Annotated in this window: 20 protein-coding genes; 11 read left to right on the top strand and 9 right to left on the bottom strand. The window is 38.5% G+C overall.

Annotated elements, in window-relative coordinates; genetic code table 11:
- From leuD to leuB, 3 genes are all read left to right on the top strand, one after another.
- Positions 1-651, top strand: a complete 651-nt coding sequence (gene leuD / locus A2003_RS08245) for a 3-isopropylmalate dehydratase small subunit (RefSeq protein ID WP_004958794.1) — start codon at positions 1-3, stop codon at positions 649-651.
- Between the two features lie 147 nt (positions 652-798).
- Positions 799-1374, top strand: a complete 576-nt coding sequence (locus tag A2003_RS08240) for a hypothetical protein (RefSeq protein ID WP_151690560.1) — start codon at positions 799-801, stop codon at positions 1372-1374.
- Positions 1375-1419: 45 nt separating this feature from the next.
- On the top strand, positions 1420-2499 hold the full coding sequence (leuB, locus tag A2003_RS08235) for a 3-isopropylmalate dehydrogenase (protein WP_004916609.1): 1080 nt from the start codon (positions 1420-1422) through the stop codon (positions 2497-2499).
- Positions 2500-2560: 61 nt separating this feature from the next.
- Here the strand turns inward: leuB and A2003_RS08230 are convergent, their stop codons facing one another.
- Positions 2561-2968: a hypothetical protein gene (locus tag A2003_RS08230; RefSeq protein ID WP_005403620.1), complete on the bottom strand. Its 408-nt coding sequence runs from the start codon at positions 2966-2968 to the stop codon at positions 2561-2563.
- 156 nt (positions 2969-3124) lie between these two features.
- Between A2003_RS08230 and A2003_RS08225 the strand changes: the two genes are divergently transcribed.
- Entirely contained in the window at positions 3125-3496 is a 372-nt protein-coding gene (locus A2003_RS08225) for a lysozyme inhibitor LprI family protein (RefSeq protein ID WP_130575452.1), read from the top strand.
- 59 nt (positions 3497-3555) lie between these two features.
- On the opposite strand, the gene infA is transcribed toward A2003_RS08225, so the two are convergent.
- Positions 3556-3777, bottom strand: a complete 222-nt coding sequence (gene infA, locus A2003_RS08220; RefSeq protein ID WP_001284370.1) for a translation initiation factor IF-1 — start codon at positions 3775-3777, stop codon at positions 3556-3558.
- A 230-nt stretch (positions 3778-4007) separates the two neighbouring features.
- On the opposite strand from infA, the gene A2003_RS08215 reads away from it, so the two are divergent.
- The gene (locus A2003_RS08215) at positions 4008-5015 is read left to right on the top strand and encodes an AraC family transcriptional regulator (protein ID WP_004916600.1); all 1008 of its coding nucleotides are present in this window, start codon (positions 4008-4010) and stop codon (positions 5013-5015) included.
- Between the two features lie 40 nt (positions 5016-5055).
- Here A2003_RS08215 and truA read toward each other — a convergent pair whose 3' ends face one another.
- The 5 genes from truA to asd form a co-directional block, all read right to left on the bottom strand.
- Entirely contained in the window at positions 5056-5853 is a 798-nt protein-coding gene (gene truA / locus A2003_RS08210; RefSeq protein WP_004958810.1) for a tRNA pseudouridine(38-40) synthase TruA, read from the bottom strand.
- 15 nt (positions 5854-5868) lie between these two features.
- Positions 5869-6837, bottom strand: a complete 969-nt coding sequence (locus A2003_RS08205) for an asparaginase (RefSeq protein ID WP_004958814.1) — start codon at positions 6835-6837, stop codon at positions 5869-5871.
- Positions 6838-6881: 44 nt separating this feature from the next.
- Positions 6882-8189: a T4P machinery localization factor FimV gene (fimV, locus tag A2003_RS08200; RefSeq protein ID WP_004958817.1), complete on the bottom strand. Its 1308-nt coding sequence runs from the start codon at positions 8187-8189 to the stop codon at positions 6882-6884.
- Positions 8190-8252: 63 nt separating this feature from the next.
- Positions 8253-9683 (bottom strand): type IV pilus assembly protein FimV, encoded by a 1431-nt coding sequence (locus tag A2003_RS08195; RefSeq protein ID WP_286687136.1) that lies wholly within the window; start codon positions 9681-9683, stop codon positions 8253-8255.
- Positions 9684-9823: 140 nt separating this feature from the next.
- A complete protein-coding gene (gene asd, locus A2003_RS08190) occupies positions 9824-10942 on the bottom strand; it encodes an aspartate-semialdehyde dehydrogenase (protein ID WP_004916583.1) in 1119 nt (372 codons plus the stop codon).
- Positions 10943-11131: 189 nt separating this feature from the next.
- On the opposite strand from asd, the gene A2003_RS08185 reads away from it, so the two are divergent.
- Positions 11132-12277, top strand: a complete 1146-nt coding sequence (locus tag A2003_RS08185) for an endonuclease/exonuclease/phosphatase family protein (RefSeq protein WP_039047699.1) — start codon at positions 11132-11134, stop codon at positions 12275-12277.
- 240 nt (positions 12278-12517) lie between these two features.
- Here A2003_RS08185 and A2003_RS08180 read toward each other — a convergent pair whose 3' ends face one another.
- Positions 12518-13453 (bottom strand): LpxL/LpxP family acyltransferase, encoded by a 936-nt coding sequence (locus tag A2003_RS08180; RefSeq protein ID WP_004916578.1) that lies wholly within the window; start codon positions 13451-13453, stop codon positions 12518-12520.
- A 206-nt stretch (positions 13454-13659) separates the two neighbouring features.
- On the opposite strand from A2003_RS08180, the gene A2003_RS08175 reads away from it, so the two are divergent.
- Entirely contained in the window at positions 13660-14202 is a 543-nt protein-coding gene (locus tag A2003_RS08175; protein WP_353743762.1) for a DUF4334 domain-containing protein, read from the top strand.
- A gap of 53 nt (positions 14203-14255) precedes the next feature.
- Here A2003_RS08175 and A2003_RS08170 read toward each other — a convergent pair whose 3' ends face one another.
- The gene (locus A2003_RS08170) at positions 14256-16169 is read right to left on the bottom strand and encodes an ATP-binding cassette domain-containing protein (protein WP_112986886.1); all 1914 of its coding nucleotides are present in this window, start codon (positions 16167-16169) and stop codon (positions 14256-14258) included.
- Positions 16170-16201: 32 nt separating this feature from the next.
- Between A2003_RS08170 and A2003_RS08165 the strand changes: the two genes are divergently transcribed.
- The 4 genes from A2003_RS08165 to A2003_RS08150 form a co-directional block, all read left to right on the top strand.
- Positions 16202-16447: a SlyX family protein gene (locus A2003_RS08165; protein WP_004916571.1), complete on the top strand. Its 246-nt coding sequence runs from the start codon at positions 16202-16204 to the stop codon at positions 16445-16447.
- A gap of 15 nt (positions 16448-16462) precedes the next feature.
- Positions 16463-17398, top strand: a complete 936-nt coding sequence (locus A2003_RS08160; RefSeq protein ID WP_112986902.1) for a PIN domain-containing protein — start codon at positions 16463-16465, stop codon at positions 17396-17398.
- 89 nt (positions 17399-17487) lie between these two features.
- The gene (locus tag A2003_RS08155; RefSeq protein WP_004958841.1) at positions 17488-17937 is read left to right on the top strand and encodes a hypothetical protein; all 450 of its coding nucleotides are present in this window, start codon (positions 17488-17490) and stop codon (positions 17935-17937) included.
- Between the two features lie 33 nt (positions 17938-17970).
- On the top strand, positions 17971-18494 hold a 524-nt coding region (locus tag A2003_RS08150; protein ID WP_286687134.1), incomplete at its 3' end, for a toprim domain-containing protein.

Below are 18494 nucleotides of genomic sequence, written 5' to 3'. Positions count from 1 at the left end.
ATGGAAAAATACACTGTAGAACAAGGTATTGTTGCACCTTTAGATCGTGCCAATGTCGATACGGATTTGATTATTCCAAAACAGTTTTTGAAGTCAATTAAGCGCACAGGTTTTGGCGATAACTTATTTGATGAGTTGCGTTATTTGGACGAAGGTTATTTGGGGCAGGACATTAGTAAACGTCCTAAGAATCCAGATTTTGTTTTAAATAAACCGCGCTATCAAGGTTCAACAATTCTATTGGCTCGTACTAATTTCGGTTGTGGTTCTAGCCGTGAACACGCGCCTTGGGCATTAAATGAATATGGTTTCCGTACTGTAATTGCGCCAAGTTTTGCAGATATTTTCTTTAATAACTGTTTCAAAAATGGCATGTTGCCGGTGATCTTGTCTGAAGAGATTGTTGATCAGTTATTTAAAGAGTGCGCTGAAACAGAAGCTTATCAACTTACAATTGATTTAGCTGCACAAGAAGTACGTACTCCGAATGGAGAGGCGTTTAAGTTTGAAATTGATCCATTCCGTAAGCACTGCTTATTAAATGGTTTGGATGATATTGGCTTAACATTACAAGCTGCCGATGATATTCGTCGTTACGAAGAAAAGGCAAAACAACAACGCCCATGGGTGTTTCAAGAGATCCAAGCTTAGCTATCTATATTATTTAAATGTAAATATGAAGCGATGTCTTGGAGACATTTTGAACATAACCATAGCGCGGTGATTGAACTCTTGTTAACATGCAAGCGAATACGATTTGCTTGCATGTTTGCATGAAATGAGGACTGGGCTTGAATAATGAAAAGAAAATTCGCTCGCAGTAGTTTGCTGTGTTTATTTGTCGGTACGACTTTAACTGCGTGTCAGAATGCACCAAATGTAGTTGATCAAGTTCGTATTGCGCAAAATGCACTAGAAGACAAAGCGGAAAATGCAACTTTATATTGTTCAGGTGTTGATAACTGTGAGTTTGAACGACTAGGTGATATTGTCGTGATGGATCCCAAATCACGTCGTATTAGCTCACAAGCAATGGAAAAAGGAATCGTTCGGTTACATGGTCCAGTGTTTAGTCGGAAGCAACAAGTTTATCTCAGCGTGCCTGCTAAACAATATGAAGTAGTGATTCGTTATTATCCTATTTCACCAGACCGTGCCGAAACCTTTCATGTGATTCATGCGTTTAAGTCTAACCAGCGCTATACCTTCAAAATGTACCGAGATAGAGCACATCAGTCAGGTAGCTTGTTAAAAGTTTCTGTGCCTGAACCTTTATGTGTGGATTTACTACAAGAGCAACGAACAATCCGCCGTTTCTGTCGTCCATTTGATGTCAGTACGGGATTGGGTGAGTTTGTAGAAAAGAAAATTTAATCGACGTGCAGTGTCGTAACTGCTTACATGAAACTGGAAAAATAGATGTCTAAGCATATTTTAATTCTAGCGGGTGATGGAATTGGTCCTGAAATCGTTGGTGCAGCTGAAAAAGTATTAACTAAGGTCAATGATAAATTTAACTTAGGTTTAACATGGGAACATGGATTGCTCGGTGGTTCTGCAATTGATGCACATGGTGAACCATATCCAGCTGTAACAAGTGAACAGGCTAAAAAAGCAGATGCTATTTTGTTGGGTGCTGTAGGCGGTCCTAAGTGGGATAGCATTGAGCGTTCGATTCGTCCTGAACGTGGTTTGTTAAAAATCCGTAGTGAACTCAATTTATTTGCTAACTTGCGTCCAGCGATTTTGTATCCACAATTGGCAGATGCATCTAGCTTGAAACCAGAAATCGTTGCAGGTTTAGATATTCTGATTGTACGTGAATTAACGGGTGGTATTTATTTTGGTCAGCCTCGTGGTATCCGTGAATTAGAAAACGGTGAGAAACAAGGTTATAACACCGATGTTTATTCAGAAAGCGAAATTAAGCGTATTGCTAAAGTTGCATTCGAATTAGCTGGATTACGTGGTGGTAAAGTTTGTTCAGTGGATAAAGCTAATGTGCTTGAAGTCACTGAATTGTGGAAGCAAACCGTCACTGATTTACAGCAAGCGCAGTATTCAAATATTCAACTGTCTCATATGTATGTTGATAATGCTGCAATGCAATTGGTACGTGCTCCTAAACAGTTTGATGTTATTGTGACTGGTAATTTATTCGGTGATATCTTGTCTGACGAAGCCGCTATGCTTACTGGTTCGATCGGGATGTTGCCATCAGCATCTTTAGATGAAAATGGTAAGGGGATGTACGAACCATGTCATGGTTCAGCACCTGATATCGCAGGTCAAAATGTTGCGAATCCGCTTGCAACAGTGCTCTCAGTTGCAATGATGTTGCGTTACACATTCCGTGAAGAAGCTGCTGCGAAAGCAATAGAAGATGCTGTAGGTCAAGTTTTAGATCAAGGCCTACGTACAGCAGATATTATGTCTGAAGGGATGACAAAAGTTGGAACAGATGCGATGGGTGAGGCTGTAGTTTCGGCGCTCAACTAATTCGGTATCGAACTCAATAGAAAACGTAGCTTGCGCTACGTTTTTTTATTGCAAATTTTTGCTAGCACGCCTTACCTTCATAACGTATTGAACGAGCAATTTGTTGCTGATCCAATTCAAAAATAATATGACAGTAAAAATTAACATCATAAGATTGCTGACTAGTTGTTATTGATCCTAATCGAGTACCAGTCATGGTTGGTCCTATTCCACCTATGCTTTGTGTCATAGGCACAAGAATATTGATTGGACGTAGCACCGTAAATATTAAATATTCATCGGTTTTTTTAGGTGCTTTCAATGTTTGAAAACCTAACTCTCTAAGATTCAAGTTTTGTTGAATGTTGCTTGCTGGTTGACCGATATAGGGTTGTAAATAATCTTGAAGCTGTACCGATCTCCAATTTGGTGTGGTACATGCTTGTAATAAAATAAATACTGCTAATATCCATAGCTTGTAATACTGCATAAGTCATCCTTTATTGAGCAAGTATTTAAATGAATGATCATCTATCTATTTAAAACCATTAAACAAAAATATACAAACTCGTCTATCGGTCGGCAATGTTCAATTCTTGCGAAATATGCTTAGATATTTGGATAATAAATTGTTTGGAAGGAACTCATGCATAAGATCATCTTAGGTTTAATTTTGGGGGTGGCATCAACATTCGCGATGGCAAATAATTGTGATAAAGCTCGGAATACCTATGATGATATTTATTGTACCAATAAGATTTATGCGAGTGCTGATGCAGATTTGAATAAGAACTACCAGCAATTACGTCTGAAATTAGATGAAACACAACAAAAAATTTTGAAAAAGTCACAACTTGCTTGGATTCGCTATAGAGATGCTGAATGTACTGATGATCAGCAAGTTTCTGTAGATGTACAATGTCGCTTATCAACGACACAAGAGCGCAATCATTGGCTATTAGAGCGTTTACGTGAATGTCAGACAGTAGGCTGTAAAACTACACGTTTGAGTGAATAGCGCAATTTATAGATATAAAAAAAGCCACAAATCATGTGGCTTTTTTGCATTCACTAATCTTAGCGTGCACGGTACGTGATACGACCCTTAGTTAAGTCATAAGGTGTCATTTCAACTTTAACACTGTCACCTGTTAAAATACGGATATAGTGTTTACGCATTTTACCAGAAATGTGAGCAATAACTTCGTGACCGTTTTCTAAACGTACACGGAACATCGTATTAGGAAGCGTTTCGGTGACAACGCCTTCGAACTCAATGAGTTCCTCTTTATTGGCCATGGCCTACCTGATGATCAAATTGGAAAGGCGCAAATTATAGTCAATTTATTTAAAATTTACAAGACGCTGGCTTAGCAAAGGCTGCAACGTTTATTTTGAGAAAACTGTCTAACAATCTGTATTTTTTTTTAACAAAAGAAGCATAATAGTGTTGTCAGTTTGGTCAATCAACGTTAATCTAAAATCATCGCTTATTGTCATAATAAAGTATCTACAGGGAAGGGCACTGCGTGGGTCAGTTAACAGATGCATCGGTTGTATTGCGCTTTGGTTATCAGGCAATTCGTAAAGCAGGATTACCTACTGAAGAGATTTTAACAAAAGCAGGTGTTGCTCTAAATCAAGTTGATACCAATGCCAGAACCCCTTTAAGTGCTCAAAATGCATTTTGGATCGCAGCACAGGAAGTGAGTAATGATCCAGATATTGGTCTGCATTTAGGTGAGCATCTTCCATTATATCGTGGTCAAGTCATTGAACACTTATTTATAAGTAGTGAAACGTTTGGTGAGGGGCTTAAACGTGCCTTAGCCTATCAACGTCTGATAAGTGATGCGTTTGATGCGAAGTTAGTCATAGAAGATGGTCGTTGCTATTTAAGCAATGGTGAACAATATTGGCCTGATAATTTAGTCAATCGTCATTTTTCTGAATGTGCGATGTCAGGTATTTTGCGCTTCTTCAAGTTCATTACCGAAGGACAATTTCAGCCGATCTTCATTGATTTCAATTTCAATGAAGGCGCTGATGATGATGAGTATTTCAGAGTGTATGGCTGCCCTGTCAGTTTAGGTCAGAAAGAAACACGTCTTTATTTTGATATGGCTGTGCTTGATTATCCACTATGGCAAGCTGAACCAGAATTATTACAACTACATGAGCAACTTGCGATTGAGAAGTTGCAAGAATTAGCTCGCTACGATCTGGTGGGTGAAGTACGTCGTGCAATTGGCTCAACATTGGAAAGTGGTGAGACAACTTTAGAAACCGTTGCAGCCCAGCTCAACATTACACCGCGTCGTTTAAGAACTCAGCTTAGCGAGGCGAATACCAGTTTTCAGCAAATCCTCTCAGATTATCGTTGTCGTTTGGCGAAAAAACTTTTGGCAAATACCAATGAAAGTGTTGAAAGGATTGTTTATTTAACAGGCTTTTCAGAACCAAGTACATTCTATCGTGCATTCAAACGCTGGACGAATGAAACCCCTGTTGAGTATCGTAAAAGAAAACAGCGTTAATCTTTTGAATCAGAAAAAGCCCTGAAGAAGAGGGCTTTTTTTATTCGGGTAGATTTAACCAGTGAGGTCCGAGTGGCAGCTGAGGTAAATCAAACTGATCTGGGTAATAAGATTGGATAAAATAAAGACCATCTGCGGGAGCGGTAATCCCTGCTGCGCGACGATCTTCGGCAGCAAACATTGTGTCTATATGGTCAATCTCATACATTCCTTGCCCGATCTCAAGTAAGCACCCCATGATATTTCGAACCATGTGGTGTAAGAAACCATCGGCTTGAATATCTAAAACTAAATAGCGACCATGTTCAAATAAACGACAATGCTTTACATGTCGTACAGGTTGATTGGATTGGCATGCGGCAGCTCTGAATGACTCAAAATTGTGAGTGCCTTCAAATTTCGCAGCAGCTTTAATCATTTTTTGCACATCTAATTCTTGGTATAGATGCGTTACTTGCTTGTGGAGTAAAGCAGGACGAGTGGGGGCGTTATATACTACATAACGATAACGACGAGCCATTGCTTTAAAACGTGCATGAAAATTTTCATCCATGCATTTGATCCACTGAATAGAAATGTCTTTTGGGAGTTGGCTATTTGCTCCCATAAGCCATCCACGTTCGGGACGAATGGCCGTGGTATCGAAATGTGCGACCATATTGGTTGCATGAACGCCAGCATCAGTCCGCCCAGCAGCATGAAGAGTGACAGGGTGGTCGGCGATTTTACTGAGTACCTTTTCGATGGTTTCTTGCACACTTACAACGCCTGCTTGTTGAGTTTGCCAACCACGGTATTGAGTACCACAAAATTCAATACCGATCGCGTAACGTTGCATGCTTAAACCTCAATCTTAGTTTGTATTCCAATGTTCAAACCATTGAACATGAGTCGGGTATTTTAAATACATTTGCAATGCTTTTGCATATAAATCCGCATGACTATGACAATCATTGATTAATACTTTGGCATTTTCTATCCAAGAACTCACAGCGTATCGTTGATCAAGTTTACCAAATACGACTTGTGAACTAATAATGACGACACAACCTCGTTCATATAATGCTTCGAATAAATTCAATAATTCGGAATTGGTTGCAATATTTCCTGTTCCAAACCCTTGTAATATCAAGAAGTGTGGTGGGTTTTTAATTAAATTTTCGAGTTGAGCAGCAAGTTGTTCTTTTGCGATTGGCTGCAACATTAAATTCAGTACGGTTAATGATGAGGCACGTTCTATATGTTCAGCTTGAACAATAAAATTTTCGATAGAAGTTTGGCATGATTGATGTGCATCAACGCCTGCAAAAGCATCTAATTCAGTCGTATGTACTTTGAGAACAGTTTGCGCATGGAAAATATGTTGATGAAATGCTAAATATGTACCGACAGGAAGGCTGAGTACCTGCTCAAGTGCTAAATTTAGATTCCCGAGAGCATCAGTAAATTCTCGAGTGTCATTCCCTTCAATATTAAGTAAAGGATATTGACTACCCGTAATCATAATATGAGATGACTGTCCCAAGAAACGTGCAAGTGTCGCTGCCGCATAACTGAGCGTGTCAGTGCCATGAATGATGACAAAATGTTGATAGTTTTTGAGTTGAAGGTCTTGAATTTGCTGAATAAGCTTCAGCCAATCTACAGCCGTACAAGCACTACTGTCTTTTATACTAGGTGCTGCAAAACAATCAACGTCAAGATGGGGTGGAATGACTTTTTCAAGTAAGGGAATAAACTCATTTTCAGGCATTGGCATTAACGGATTACCGACACAGCCAAACGTACCACCCATGTAGATCAAAGCAATTTTTTTCATCATAAAAAAAGCAGTCTGAGAGACTGCTTATATTAGACTGATCAAATTTAGGAAGCTATTTTATTCAGTAACTTTTCTACGTATTGTTGTTGATCTTGATTAAAAAGTGATTGATTGGTCTGCAATATAACTCGCGCAGATTCATAAGCACCTAATTCAATATATTGTTCTGCTAGATCAAGATTAAGTTGAGCTTCGTCCATAGTTTGCAAATCTGGAAAAGATTGCATTAAAGGATCGTTAGTTGAAAGAGCAGGTGCTGTTTGAGAGACTGGTGTGATGAGTTCAGGTTGAGTTTCTTCAGCCGTTGTCGGTTCGTTAATCTCAAATGTAAATGCCGTTTTGTCAAAGACTGGCTGTTCTTCAAGCTTAACTTCAGGTTGATTGAAGTCTAAATCTAAATGAATTGGTGCTTCAGTTTTTGTTTCAGGTTCAGGTGTTTTTAGTTCAAGATCAGCAAAACTAAAATCTAGACCAGATTTGGTTTCTTCAACTTTGACTTCCTGTTCAGTGACAGTAGGTGAGGTTGTAGGTTCGAGGTTGAAAGAAAATTCTAGAGGGGCTTGATCTTTCGATTCTGTTAATTCAGGTTCAGGCGAGGATTTGGTTTCAATCTCTATAGCAGGTTCAGCAGTTTCTTTTTGTTCAAAAGAAAAACTAAAATCTAAAGGTTTAACTTCAGGAGTAGGTACAGCTTCTATTTTTGGCTCTTCAACTGGAGGCGGTGTAACTTCCGTTTGAAGTTGATCAAATGATTCAGCTGGGCTAGGTGAAGCAACCAATGCATCAAAATCTGCTGAATTATCTTGTACAGGAGTTTCAATAATAGTTGATGTTTGACCAAAATGGCCTTTGCTAGAATGAAATTCTAAAGCATCTGAAGGTTTATTGCTTTCGTATTCTTTTTTCTTGTCCAGTGCAGTTTGGATCAGTGAATTTAGTTCTAAATCTTGTAAATGTTTAATCAACTGATTAATTGCAAAATCATCTTTTTGAGCGATGTGAAGATCTAACAATAAGATATATAAGTCATGCTGAGAATCATCTGTTTTAAGTGCCTGATTGATTTGAGCTTCAGCAGCTTGGAAGTTATTAGCAAGAATAAGTTGCTCAATCTTTTCTTTCAGTTGTGTTGGTACAGGTGTACTGGCTTGAACTTTATTTGTCTGTTGTTGTGTTTCGACTTCAGCAATAGGTGTTGATTTGGTCGCAACTTTTTTTGATGCTGCTTTCTTTTGAGGTTTGGCTGCACCTCCTTTTTTAGGAGTTGCTGTATTTTCATTGTCAGCACGTTTTTTTAAAACGATCGCAACGACTAATACAATAACTAACAATACAATGATGATAGTTGACATGATCTTCACCCCTTAAAGATTAGAGCAGCTTTTAGTGTAAATTTATGAGAATCTTCTCGTAACCTAGCGTGTTGGCTTTTTAGTTTCCTGTTGAGCTTTTAGTTGCTCTTGTAATTCAGCCAGTCGAGCATTTAATAGCTGGATACGCTGTTCCTTTTGACGCAATGCCAACTCTAACTGAGTCACGTTTCGTTGTAATGTAACGGTTTTTTCCCTTGCTGTCATAACTTTTAATGATAAATCAGCACTGGTTTTTTGTTGTAATGTGTCCTTCTTCGCACTTCCTGTGCTGGAATCTTGATTACTCTCGGCAACTAGAGACATTTCAGCTTGTTGTAAACGGTATTTGGTACGTCCATTAGGTACAGTTGTGGTTTGTGCTGCAAGCTGATTAGCATTTTGTGCTGGACGACTTGGAATATTGCTTAGATTAAAGTTTAAACGTGAACCTTGGCGTATTCTATTTTGATTACCCCCAATAAATGCATGTTCGTTTTGTTTTTTAATTTGAGACATGACTTGTGTTACTGGCTGTTGAGTCTGACTTGCGATTTGCTGTGCAATACTCCACAGAGACTCATTGCGTTGAACTACGTGTTGTTGGTTTTTTTCAGAATTTAGTTTTTTCTGCTCAGGTGCTTTGACTTTTGCCTGCTGAGTTTTGTTAGGTTGTTGAGCTTTTTGTTGAGTTGGTGTTGTTTCCACCTTTTTCATGTCCTGACGAGCAATCGTTTTTTCACTATTGAGATCCGTCTGTGGTGTTTGCGAAGACTCAACGACTTTCGAAGGTGCAGGAGTTTGAGCAACTTGTTCAGCATTGACGTTATTATTTGCTGAGGCTGTTTGTTGTAACGTATTTGGCTGCGCACTTGGTTGTGGTGCAATTGAAATAGCTTCAGCATTTACTGAAGAATCATCATTATTTAAAACAGGAGGAAGTTTATATGGTGCATTCAGCAAAGTTTCTTGTTTTAAACTTTGCTCTTTTGACTCAGATGTATTGGCATTAAATCGAGTACTCACTGGTAAGTTTAATGCGATATCTTTTTCACTCACAATAAACTTAGGTGTAAGCGGTTTTTCGGCAATTGATTTAGCTAAAACAGGATCAACAGATCTACGAATAGGCTGTCGGATATGTTTTAAATGTGATGCGCTACCTTCCTTAATTTTTAAAATAATATTTAATTCAGCTTCAGTCATTGGGCGTGTGGAAGTAATAACAATCGTTCCTTCGCCTTGGCTATTGCGTCTTGTAAAAAAATTTAAACCAGATGGTGGTTGGTGTGCTGCGCCAATCATCATTAAATCTTCAGGCGTAGCTAAACTCACTTCTAGTTTTGAGTTCGTGTCTGCTTGATGAAAACTCATCTCAGCGTAAAGTAATTCCCCAGGCGCAGATTGAACTTGCAACGGATCGAGTGTAATTGCGTAAAGATGTTGCGAAGAAAATATGGCTAAAATGGCAATTTTTAATTTGTTATAAACAGTCATCTCGATCCATGAAAAAGTGATGTTATAGTCGTGTAAAAGTATACATTAACGTGATGTAAATGAATTGTAAATTCTTCAAAAGTGAAAACATAAAAAAGCCGATCAAGTGTGATCGGCTTTTGATTTTTAGGTGTTTTTGCTTAAGCGTTCTTGTATTCAACTAAAATACGAAGCATACGGCGTAAAGGTTCAGCAGCACCCCAAAGTAGCTGATCGCCTACTGTAAATGCACCTAAATATTCTTTACCCATATTTAGCTTGCGTAAACGACCTACAGGAACAGTTAAAGTACCTGTTACTGCAACAGGCGTCAGGTCAGTCATTGAGGCTTCACGAGTATTTGGAACCACTTTAGCCCATTGGCTAGAGTTGCGAATCATGTCTTCAATTTCATCAAGCGCAACATCTTTTTTCAACTTTAAAGTGATTGCTTGTGAGTGGCAACGCATTGCACCGATACGAACACAGTGACCATCAATTGGAACGATTTGTTGATTACCCAAGATTTTATTAGTTTCAACTTGACCTTTCCACTCTTCTTTTGATTGACCACTTTCGAGTTGTTTGTCGATGTATGGAATCAATGAACCAGCGAGTGGCACGCCAAAGTTTGCTTTAGGGAAACCTTCACCACGTTGTAAGTCAGCAATTTGACGATCAATATCAAGAATCGCAGATTTTGGATCATCTAGTAATTCTTTAGTATTGTTGTACAAATAGCCCATACCCGTGATGAGTTCACGCATGTTTTGCGCACCAGCACCAGAAGCTGCTTGGTAAGTCATTGAGGTAGCCCACTCAACCAAATTATTTTGGAAAAGTGAACCTAAACCCATCAACATAAGTGAAACTGTACAGTTACCACCAACGAAAGTTTTAGTTCCGTTGACTAAACCATCTTTAATCACATTTAAGTTTACTGGGTCAAGTACGATGATTGCATCATCCGCCATACGAAGGGTAGACGCAGCATCAATCCAATAACCATCCCAACCTTCAGCTTTGAGTTTCGGGAATACATCAGAGGTATAGTCACCACCTTGGCAGGTTAAAATGACATCCATTTGTTTCAGACTCTTAATGTCTGAAGCATCCATAAGTGCTGGGGCAGTCTTACCACCAAATGAAGGCGCTTCGCCACCTGCATTACTGGTAGAAAAATAGAATGGCTCAATATGAGCAAAATCATTCTCTTCAACCATACGTTGCATAAGGACAGAACCCACCATCCCACGCCAACCGACCAGACCTACTTTCATGTCATTGTGCCTCGGTATTTCAAAAAACTTTTAAGGGGTTTGAGTGTATCAAAAGCGACCACAACTGCAAGCTTTACGTAAATAAAACGATAATTTAATTGAGTGAAATAATTTGTTTGTATTAGATAGAAAATTGATAAAGCCATAACTTTATTGAGAATCTAAGACATCCCCACGAGAAAAATGAACATGATATGGATTCAGATTTGTGCAGTATTGGTTATATGGCTTTCGTTTTGGTCATTAATCCCCAGAGATGAGTGGTGGTTTAGAGGTGCGGACTTTCCGCGTTTACAGATTCTGGCACTCGGTCTCTTCGCCTTTTTTGCCATGTTATTTGCCATTCCCGAATGGACCTTGACTACCGAGTTGCTGTTTGTTGGATTGGTCGCAGCAATCGCTTATCAGTTGAAAATGGTTCTACCATATACCCCGATTTGGAAAAAACAAGTTCAAAAAGTTAAGCCTGAGCAAATCAATGAAAACCAGCAAATCTCATTGCTGGTTGCCAATGTATTGACGCCAAATGATAAATATCATTTATTACTTGAGCATATAGACACATTAAAACCTGATGTTGTGCTGACATTAGAGTCAGATTCAAGTTGGCAAAATGCGTTAGTTAACATTGAACAAGATTATCCTTATCGCGTGCCCGTACCTTTAGATAACTTATATGGTATGCATCTATATAGCCGCTTGCCATTGCACGATACAGAAGTGAAATTTATCTTAAGTGATGAGATCCCTTCCATTCATACGACTTTAACCTTGTCTTCTGGCCTGAGAGTGCAGCTATATTGCTTGCATCCTAAGCCTCCGAGTCCAACGGAAGCTAAAGACTCGACTTTAAGAGATGCAGAATTATTAATTGTAGGTGACCAAATTAAAGACCTCGATCAGAGTTGCATCGTGATGGGGGATTTAAATGATGTGGCATGGTCACGAACAACGCGTCTTTTTCAGAGAATCAGCGGTTTATTAGATCCTCGTGTTGGTCGTTATTTCATGAATACCTTTCATGCCGATTATCCACTATTAAGATGGTCACTCGATCACATTTTCCACAGTACAGATTTTGCTTTGGTTGATATGAAAAGATTGGCACATATTGGTTCAGATCATTTTCCAATTTATGTTGTTTTACAAACGGGTCGTATTTTTGAACAACAGCAACAAGAGTTGGAGCAAACGGCTGATGATGAGCAAGAGGCGAAAGAGGCGATTCAAGACGGTATAGAAAAGGCTGAAAAAGAAGAAAAAATTGTTGTGGATGAGTTAGCACAACCTCATAAACAAGCGATGGAAAAGGAAAGTAGACAAGGAGTATTGTAAGCCATAACGTACAGGGATTTAGGTCCATAACGAATGTTCTAATCTACTTAAAAGATTTATTCTAAATACATCAGCACATGGACGCAGGAATGGATTTCCGTTTAAGGATAGCGACGCTGAGATGGAAAATGCATTATGGATATGATGCCTGCTACGGAAGCAAGATAATAACAAAGATGTGAAAGCACAACCTCATTTGCCCGAGTTTTGCAGGATGCGAAACTCGGGTTTTAATTTTTTCTAATAGATTTTTTCGTAACCTTCTGCTCGAGTTTTGAATCTACGGTGAAACCACATCCATTGTGTCGGTGCAATACGTAGTTGAGCCTCAATAATTTTATTTACACGAATCGCATCATCTACTTCATCTTCACTTGGCATATTTTCGACGATTGGTTCGATGAGTACTTTATATTGTGGATTGTGGATATCACCATAACGGTAAAAATACAATGGAATTGCAACGGACTTAGAGATTTTTAATAAACGACGATGCGCAGTCACGGTTGCAGCAGGCACACCAAAAAAGGGAGCCATCACACCTTGTTTTAAACCAAAATCTTGATCGGGGCTGTACCAAATAGCACCGCCATCTTTTAAACGACGTACTAAGCCTCGCATATCATCATGATCAATTTGTTGTTGATAAATAGTCGCTCGACAACGATAAATCAACATGTCCAACATTGGATTATTCTGTGGTCGATAAACAACATCAGGTTCAAAGTATTGAGCACAAATATAACCACCCGCATCAAGCAAGGTACTGTGTGTGCCGAGTAACAATATGCCTTTACCTTGGGCTTTGGCATCAAGGATATGCTCTAAGCCTTCTATGGTATGTCGACCTTTAAACCAATGTGGGCAATACCACGCATTTAGAGTTTCAAACACACCTAACATCATGTCGACAAACACCTGTTTGGCTTGAGCTTCAACTTCGGCAGGCGACCATTCAGGAAAACAAACTTCTAAATTTTTTAGCGTGGTTTTACGACGCGATTTTAATAGATACCAACATAATGCTGCTAGTCCATGTGCTAAGCGCCATTGAATTGCCCAAGGCAGAATAGCCAAAAGCATAAGGAAAATAATGGCGATCCAAATTTTCCAGTATTTTGGAAGTAAAAATTCCCATCGAAATTCGCCAGGAATATAAGACTGTTGTTGGCTCATATACTTAGATGCGTAAATAAGTTGAATTTTTGCGAAGTGTAACACGAAGTTGCTTTTCTAATAATTGTTCTAGGAGGTTTGTTGTATTGACAATAAAAATCATAGAATGGTGGTTGATTTTTACTCTATTGAAGTGCTGTATAAAAAAACAGTTATTTAATAGATTGATTGTAGGGATAGCTAAAATAATTAAGGTAAAAAGACAGATGAATATTTCAGAAATATTTGATGGCAAGAAAATGGATACTCAGGAAATGATGAATTATTTTGATCATTTAGAGAGTGTTGATTGCGAGTTTATGCATGGTCAATGGAAAGGTTTGGAAGTCATCACTGGTCATCCAATGAATGGTCTGTTGGATAAAGCAAATTGGTACGGGAAAAAATTTATAGACGATGAAACAGTATTTCCACTGGTTCTACTGAACCCCAAAAGTTCCAACTTATTTAGTATTGATCCGAAATGGTTGCCATTAGGTTTAGATTTAAGTCTTTTAAAAAGTAAGAGTAAGTATCTGGTGGAAGGGTTGAGATTACTCAAAACAGATAAAAGTAAAGCAAGATTAAGGATGATTGAGTTTAGAGGTAAATCATCTGCCACCATGATTTATGATGAAAAACCGATTAATGATGTTTTTAGGTGTATTGATCAAAATACAGTGCTTGGGTGGATGTATTTAAAAGATCAAGCTCAGCCATATTTTTTTATTCTTATACGAGATGAGGGAAGTAAACATCTATGGGAATAGCCCAATCTTCAAATTACTATGTAATATCCTGAAGATTGGGCTTGTGAAATGAATTATGAACCTTTGCTAAGATTTTCTAATACATCCCAACGCTCTAATTTTTCAAGCAATAACTCATCAATTTCAGCTAAGCGTTGACTGGCTAAAGTCGCCGCATTCGCGTCAGAAACAAACCATGAACCATCCGCTAGTTTCTCTGAAAGTTTAGTTTGTTCTGCTTCTAATTTCTCAATTTCAGCAGGAAGTTGCTCAAGCTCACGTTGATCTTTATAGCTTAACTTCACTTTCTTTGGCGTTGGAGTTGCGGCAGCCAATGCAGCAGCTTCAGCCTTAGCTTGTGCCTTTTTTACATCACTCTTTTGATCAACGACTTTCTGATCTGGTCGTTGCTCCAAGTAATCTTGGTAACCACCAATGTATTCATCAATATTACCTTTTCCATCGAACACCCAGGTTGAGGTGACGACGTTGTCCATAAATGCACGGTCATGCGAGATGAGTAACAAAGTGCCTTTATATTCAGACAACATTTCTTCAAGCAACTCAAGTGTCACCATATCCAAATCATTGGTTGGCTCATCCATCACAATTAAGTTTGATGGTTTGAGTAGAAGTTTTGCCAATAGAATTCGGTTACGCTCACCACCAGAAAGGGCTTTCACAGGTGTACGTGCACGTTCAGGTGAGAATAAAAAGTCCTGCAAATAACTATAGATATGACGACGGTTACCATTCACATCGACAAAGTCTGAGCCTTCCGATACGTTCGCCATAACGGTTTTTTCGAGGTCGAGTGCATTACGTAGTTGATCGAAATAAGCAACTTCGAGTTGTGTACCCGTTTTAACCGAACCGCCGTGTTGGATTTCACCTAAGATGGCTTTGATGAGTGTGGTTTTTCCGACACCATTATCACCGACTAAACCGATACGATCACCACGTAATACGATTGCAGAGAAATCTTTAATGAGTGGTTTACTATCATAGCTAACACTTAAGTTCTCTATCTCAAAGACCAGCTTACCTGAACGGTTAGCCTCTTGTGTCGCCATGCTAACTTTGCCTTGTTGGAAGCGACGAGCTTTAGATTCTTCACGCAAAGCTTTTAAAGCACGAACACGACCTTCATTACGGGTACGACGTGCTTTGATACCTTGACGAATCCAAGCTTCTTCTTCAGCAAGTTTTTTATCAAATAAAGCATTCTGTTTTTCTTCAGCTTCCATTTGCTGAGCTTTAAGTTCTAAGTAACGTGAATAGTTACCTTCATAGCCACGCATAATACCACGATCGAGTTCAACAATACGGGTCGCAATACTATCTACAAATGAACGGTCATGTGAGATAAATAAAAGCGTGAGATTGTTTTGATCTAATAGGAATTTTTCTAACCATTCAATACTTTCCACATCCAAATGGTTGGTCGGTTCGTCGAGTAATAAAACATCAGGTTGAGTGAGTAGCGCGCGCGCCAGTAATACACGACGTTTACGACCACCTGATAGGTCAGCCAAATCTGCATTTGGGTCGAGTCCCATTTTACCCAAAATGGTATTTACTTTATTTTCTAATGCCCAACCATCTAACTGATCTAGCTTATGCTGCAGCATACCCATACGGTCGCAGGCATCCATATCACCTAGCACACAAGCATCACTTGCCTCATGATATTCTTTTAAAACACTTGCGGCTTCACCTGCACCATCCGCTACAATGTCGGCAACTTTGCCTGAATCCATTGGAACATCTTGGGCTAACATAGAAACGGTTAAGCCATTTTGAATCGAAACTTCACCACTATCGGGTAATAAGCTTCCCTCAATCAGTTTAAGTAAAGTAGACTTACCTTCACCATTACGACCGATTAAACAGACTCGTTCACCACGTTCTAGGTTAAAGTTCGCGCCGTCGAGTAGGGCTGGTCCGCCAAATGCGAGATGGACATCCCTTAAAGTAATATAGGCCATAATGTTTCCTAAAAGCTCAGATGAGGTCTGAAATGACTAAACAACAAAATTTTGATGATCACGCGTCATTGTCCGCACCCATTGAAGATTTGCAAGTGCGAATTGCATTTTTAGACGATTTAGTTGAGCAACTCAATCAACAGCTCGCAATTCAGACACAAGAAATTGCAGTTTTGAAGAAACAAATGCAGCTTTTATACCAACGCGTTGAGTCTTCAGACTTGTCAGAAGGGATTGCACCGTTTGATCCAATGAGTAACAAACCACCACATTATTAAAACATGACTGATATTATGCAAAATATATTATTATTGGATATCGAAAACCAACCTAAAAAAATTCGTGAATTAAGAACTTTATTAAAACAATATGATCAAGTAATTTTAGTCTATGCACACTCAAACTTAAATATTGCATTAGATGATCTAATTGAGTTGAGTGTGGCGATACAAGATAAGAGATTGTTAATTATAAAAATGCCTAAAACTGGTGCTAATTCAGCTGATTTTGGATTGACATTTATAGCAGGTCGGTTATCTGCACAATTAGGAAAGGGAAGCCTAATTGATGTTATGTCAAATGATACGGCAATGTCGTATGCCGTTGAATTATTAGATCAGGTTGGGATTCAATCTACTCTACTTAAACAATTGGATGAGCCAGTTAAAGTAGTGCTTGAGCAGAAAAATGTTCAAAATGAAACGAAGCTTTTAGATTGTAAAAAAGAGCTTAATGTTGATATTAAAAAAGTTTTAGCTCAACTTTTAAAAAATCAACCTAAAAAAACTAAAACCTTAATTAAATCATTAATGTCTTGGTGTGATTTAGATATAAATCAAGCCGAATATATTTTAAATCAATTACAAGAAATTAAGGTGTTGGTAGTTGATCAAGAAAAATGTTTATACAATAAGAAACAGTTAAAAAAAGAGCTTGGCTCAAATATTGAAAGTAAAAGTAATTTACCGTCATCATTACTTGAAATTGAAACACGACCGCACTTGATTAGAATTAAGCAATATTGTGATTATTTAAGTAAAATTAGTAATAACAAACCATCAAAAATAGAAACATTAAGTAACTCCATAAAATCAGTCTTTAAGTATGAAAAGGATGAACATGTTTTACAAATGATTAACCTATTAAAGAAGCATCAAATCATTCAGATAAATGTTAAAAAAATTGTATACTTACAAGAAAATATAAATTATTGGTCAATGATCAAATAATACTTTTTCTAAAAATGAATTTGTCTGGTTACTTGCCTTTTTCATTCAACTTATGTAACGCTAATAAAAGGAAGTTTTGGGCATCTTTAATGAGCAATGTTGGAATTTGGATAACTGTTGCCATTGTACTATTTGTACTTGGCTCTATTTTTGGTTTACGTGTTAGTCCAAGAGAAAAAGCACTCGGTTTAATGCGCGATCAAGCTCGCAAAATGGGATTACACCCACGACTCATCGTTGCGCCTGAGTGGACGAAAATTCCAATGGCATCTGAAAAACGCGCCAGTATGGTTGCTTATTATAGTGTACTTATTCCGGATGCTCGCTTAGCACTTATGCGTGCAAGAGTTGTTGATGGCAAGCTTCAGGTTGTGCAGGGTGATCAGAAATTTAATGACTTACCCATTGCATTAAAAGGAGTTTATGCTATTGATATGCAGGCAAACTGTGTGGGACTGTATTGGGATGAGGAAACTGATCTCAGAGCCACTCAGCTTGAAGATATAAAAGTTTATTTACACGAACTAGCACAACGCTAATTTATTGATTGATCATAGGAAAAACGATTCATTATGGCGAATACTCCACGCTCTGCTTCCAAAAGCACAGCAGCTTCTAACTCTGCTGCAACTAAACGTGCCTTAGTGATTGTGGAGTCGCCTGCAAAAGCGAAAACCATTAACAAATATTTAGGTTCACAATTTATTGTGAAGTCATCTGTTGGTCACGTACGTGATTTACCAACAGGCGGGGGAGCAAAAACAACTGAAAAGAAGCCTGCAACCCGTACTAAATTAACTGAAGAACAAAAAGCTGAAAAAGCTCAGTCTGCACTTATTAATCGTATGGGCGTTGATCCCGAGCATGATTGGGTCGCACACTATGAAGTTTTGCCAGGCAAAGAGCATGTTGTTGCTGAACTGAAAAAACTCGCCAAAGATGCTGATGCAATCTATCTCGCAACGGACTTGGATAGAGAAGGAGAAGCAATTGCATGGCATTTAAGAGAAGTGATCGGTGGTGACGATAGTCGCTATCATCGTGTGGTATTTAACGAAATCACTAAAAATGCGATCCAAGAAGCTTTTAAACAGCC

Origin of the sequence: Acinetobacter sp. GWC1_38_13 (assembly GCF_001767535.1) — a bacterium.
Taxonomy (GTDB): Bacteria; Pseudomonadota; Gammaproteobacteria; order Pseudomonadales; family Moraxellaceae; genus Acinetobacter; species Acinetobacter junii.
Note: the sequence above shows the minus strand (reverse complement) of the source record. Positions and strands in the feature narration are given on the sequence as shown.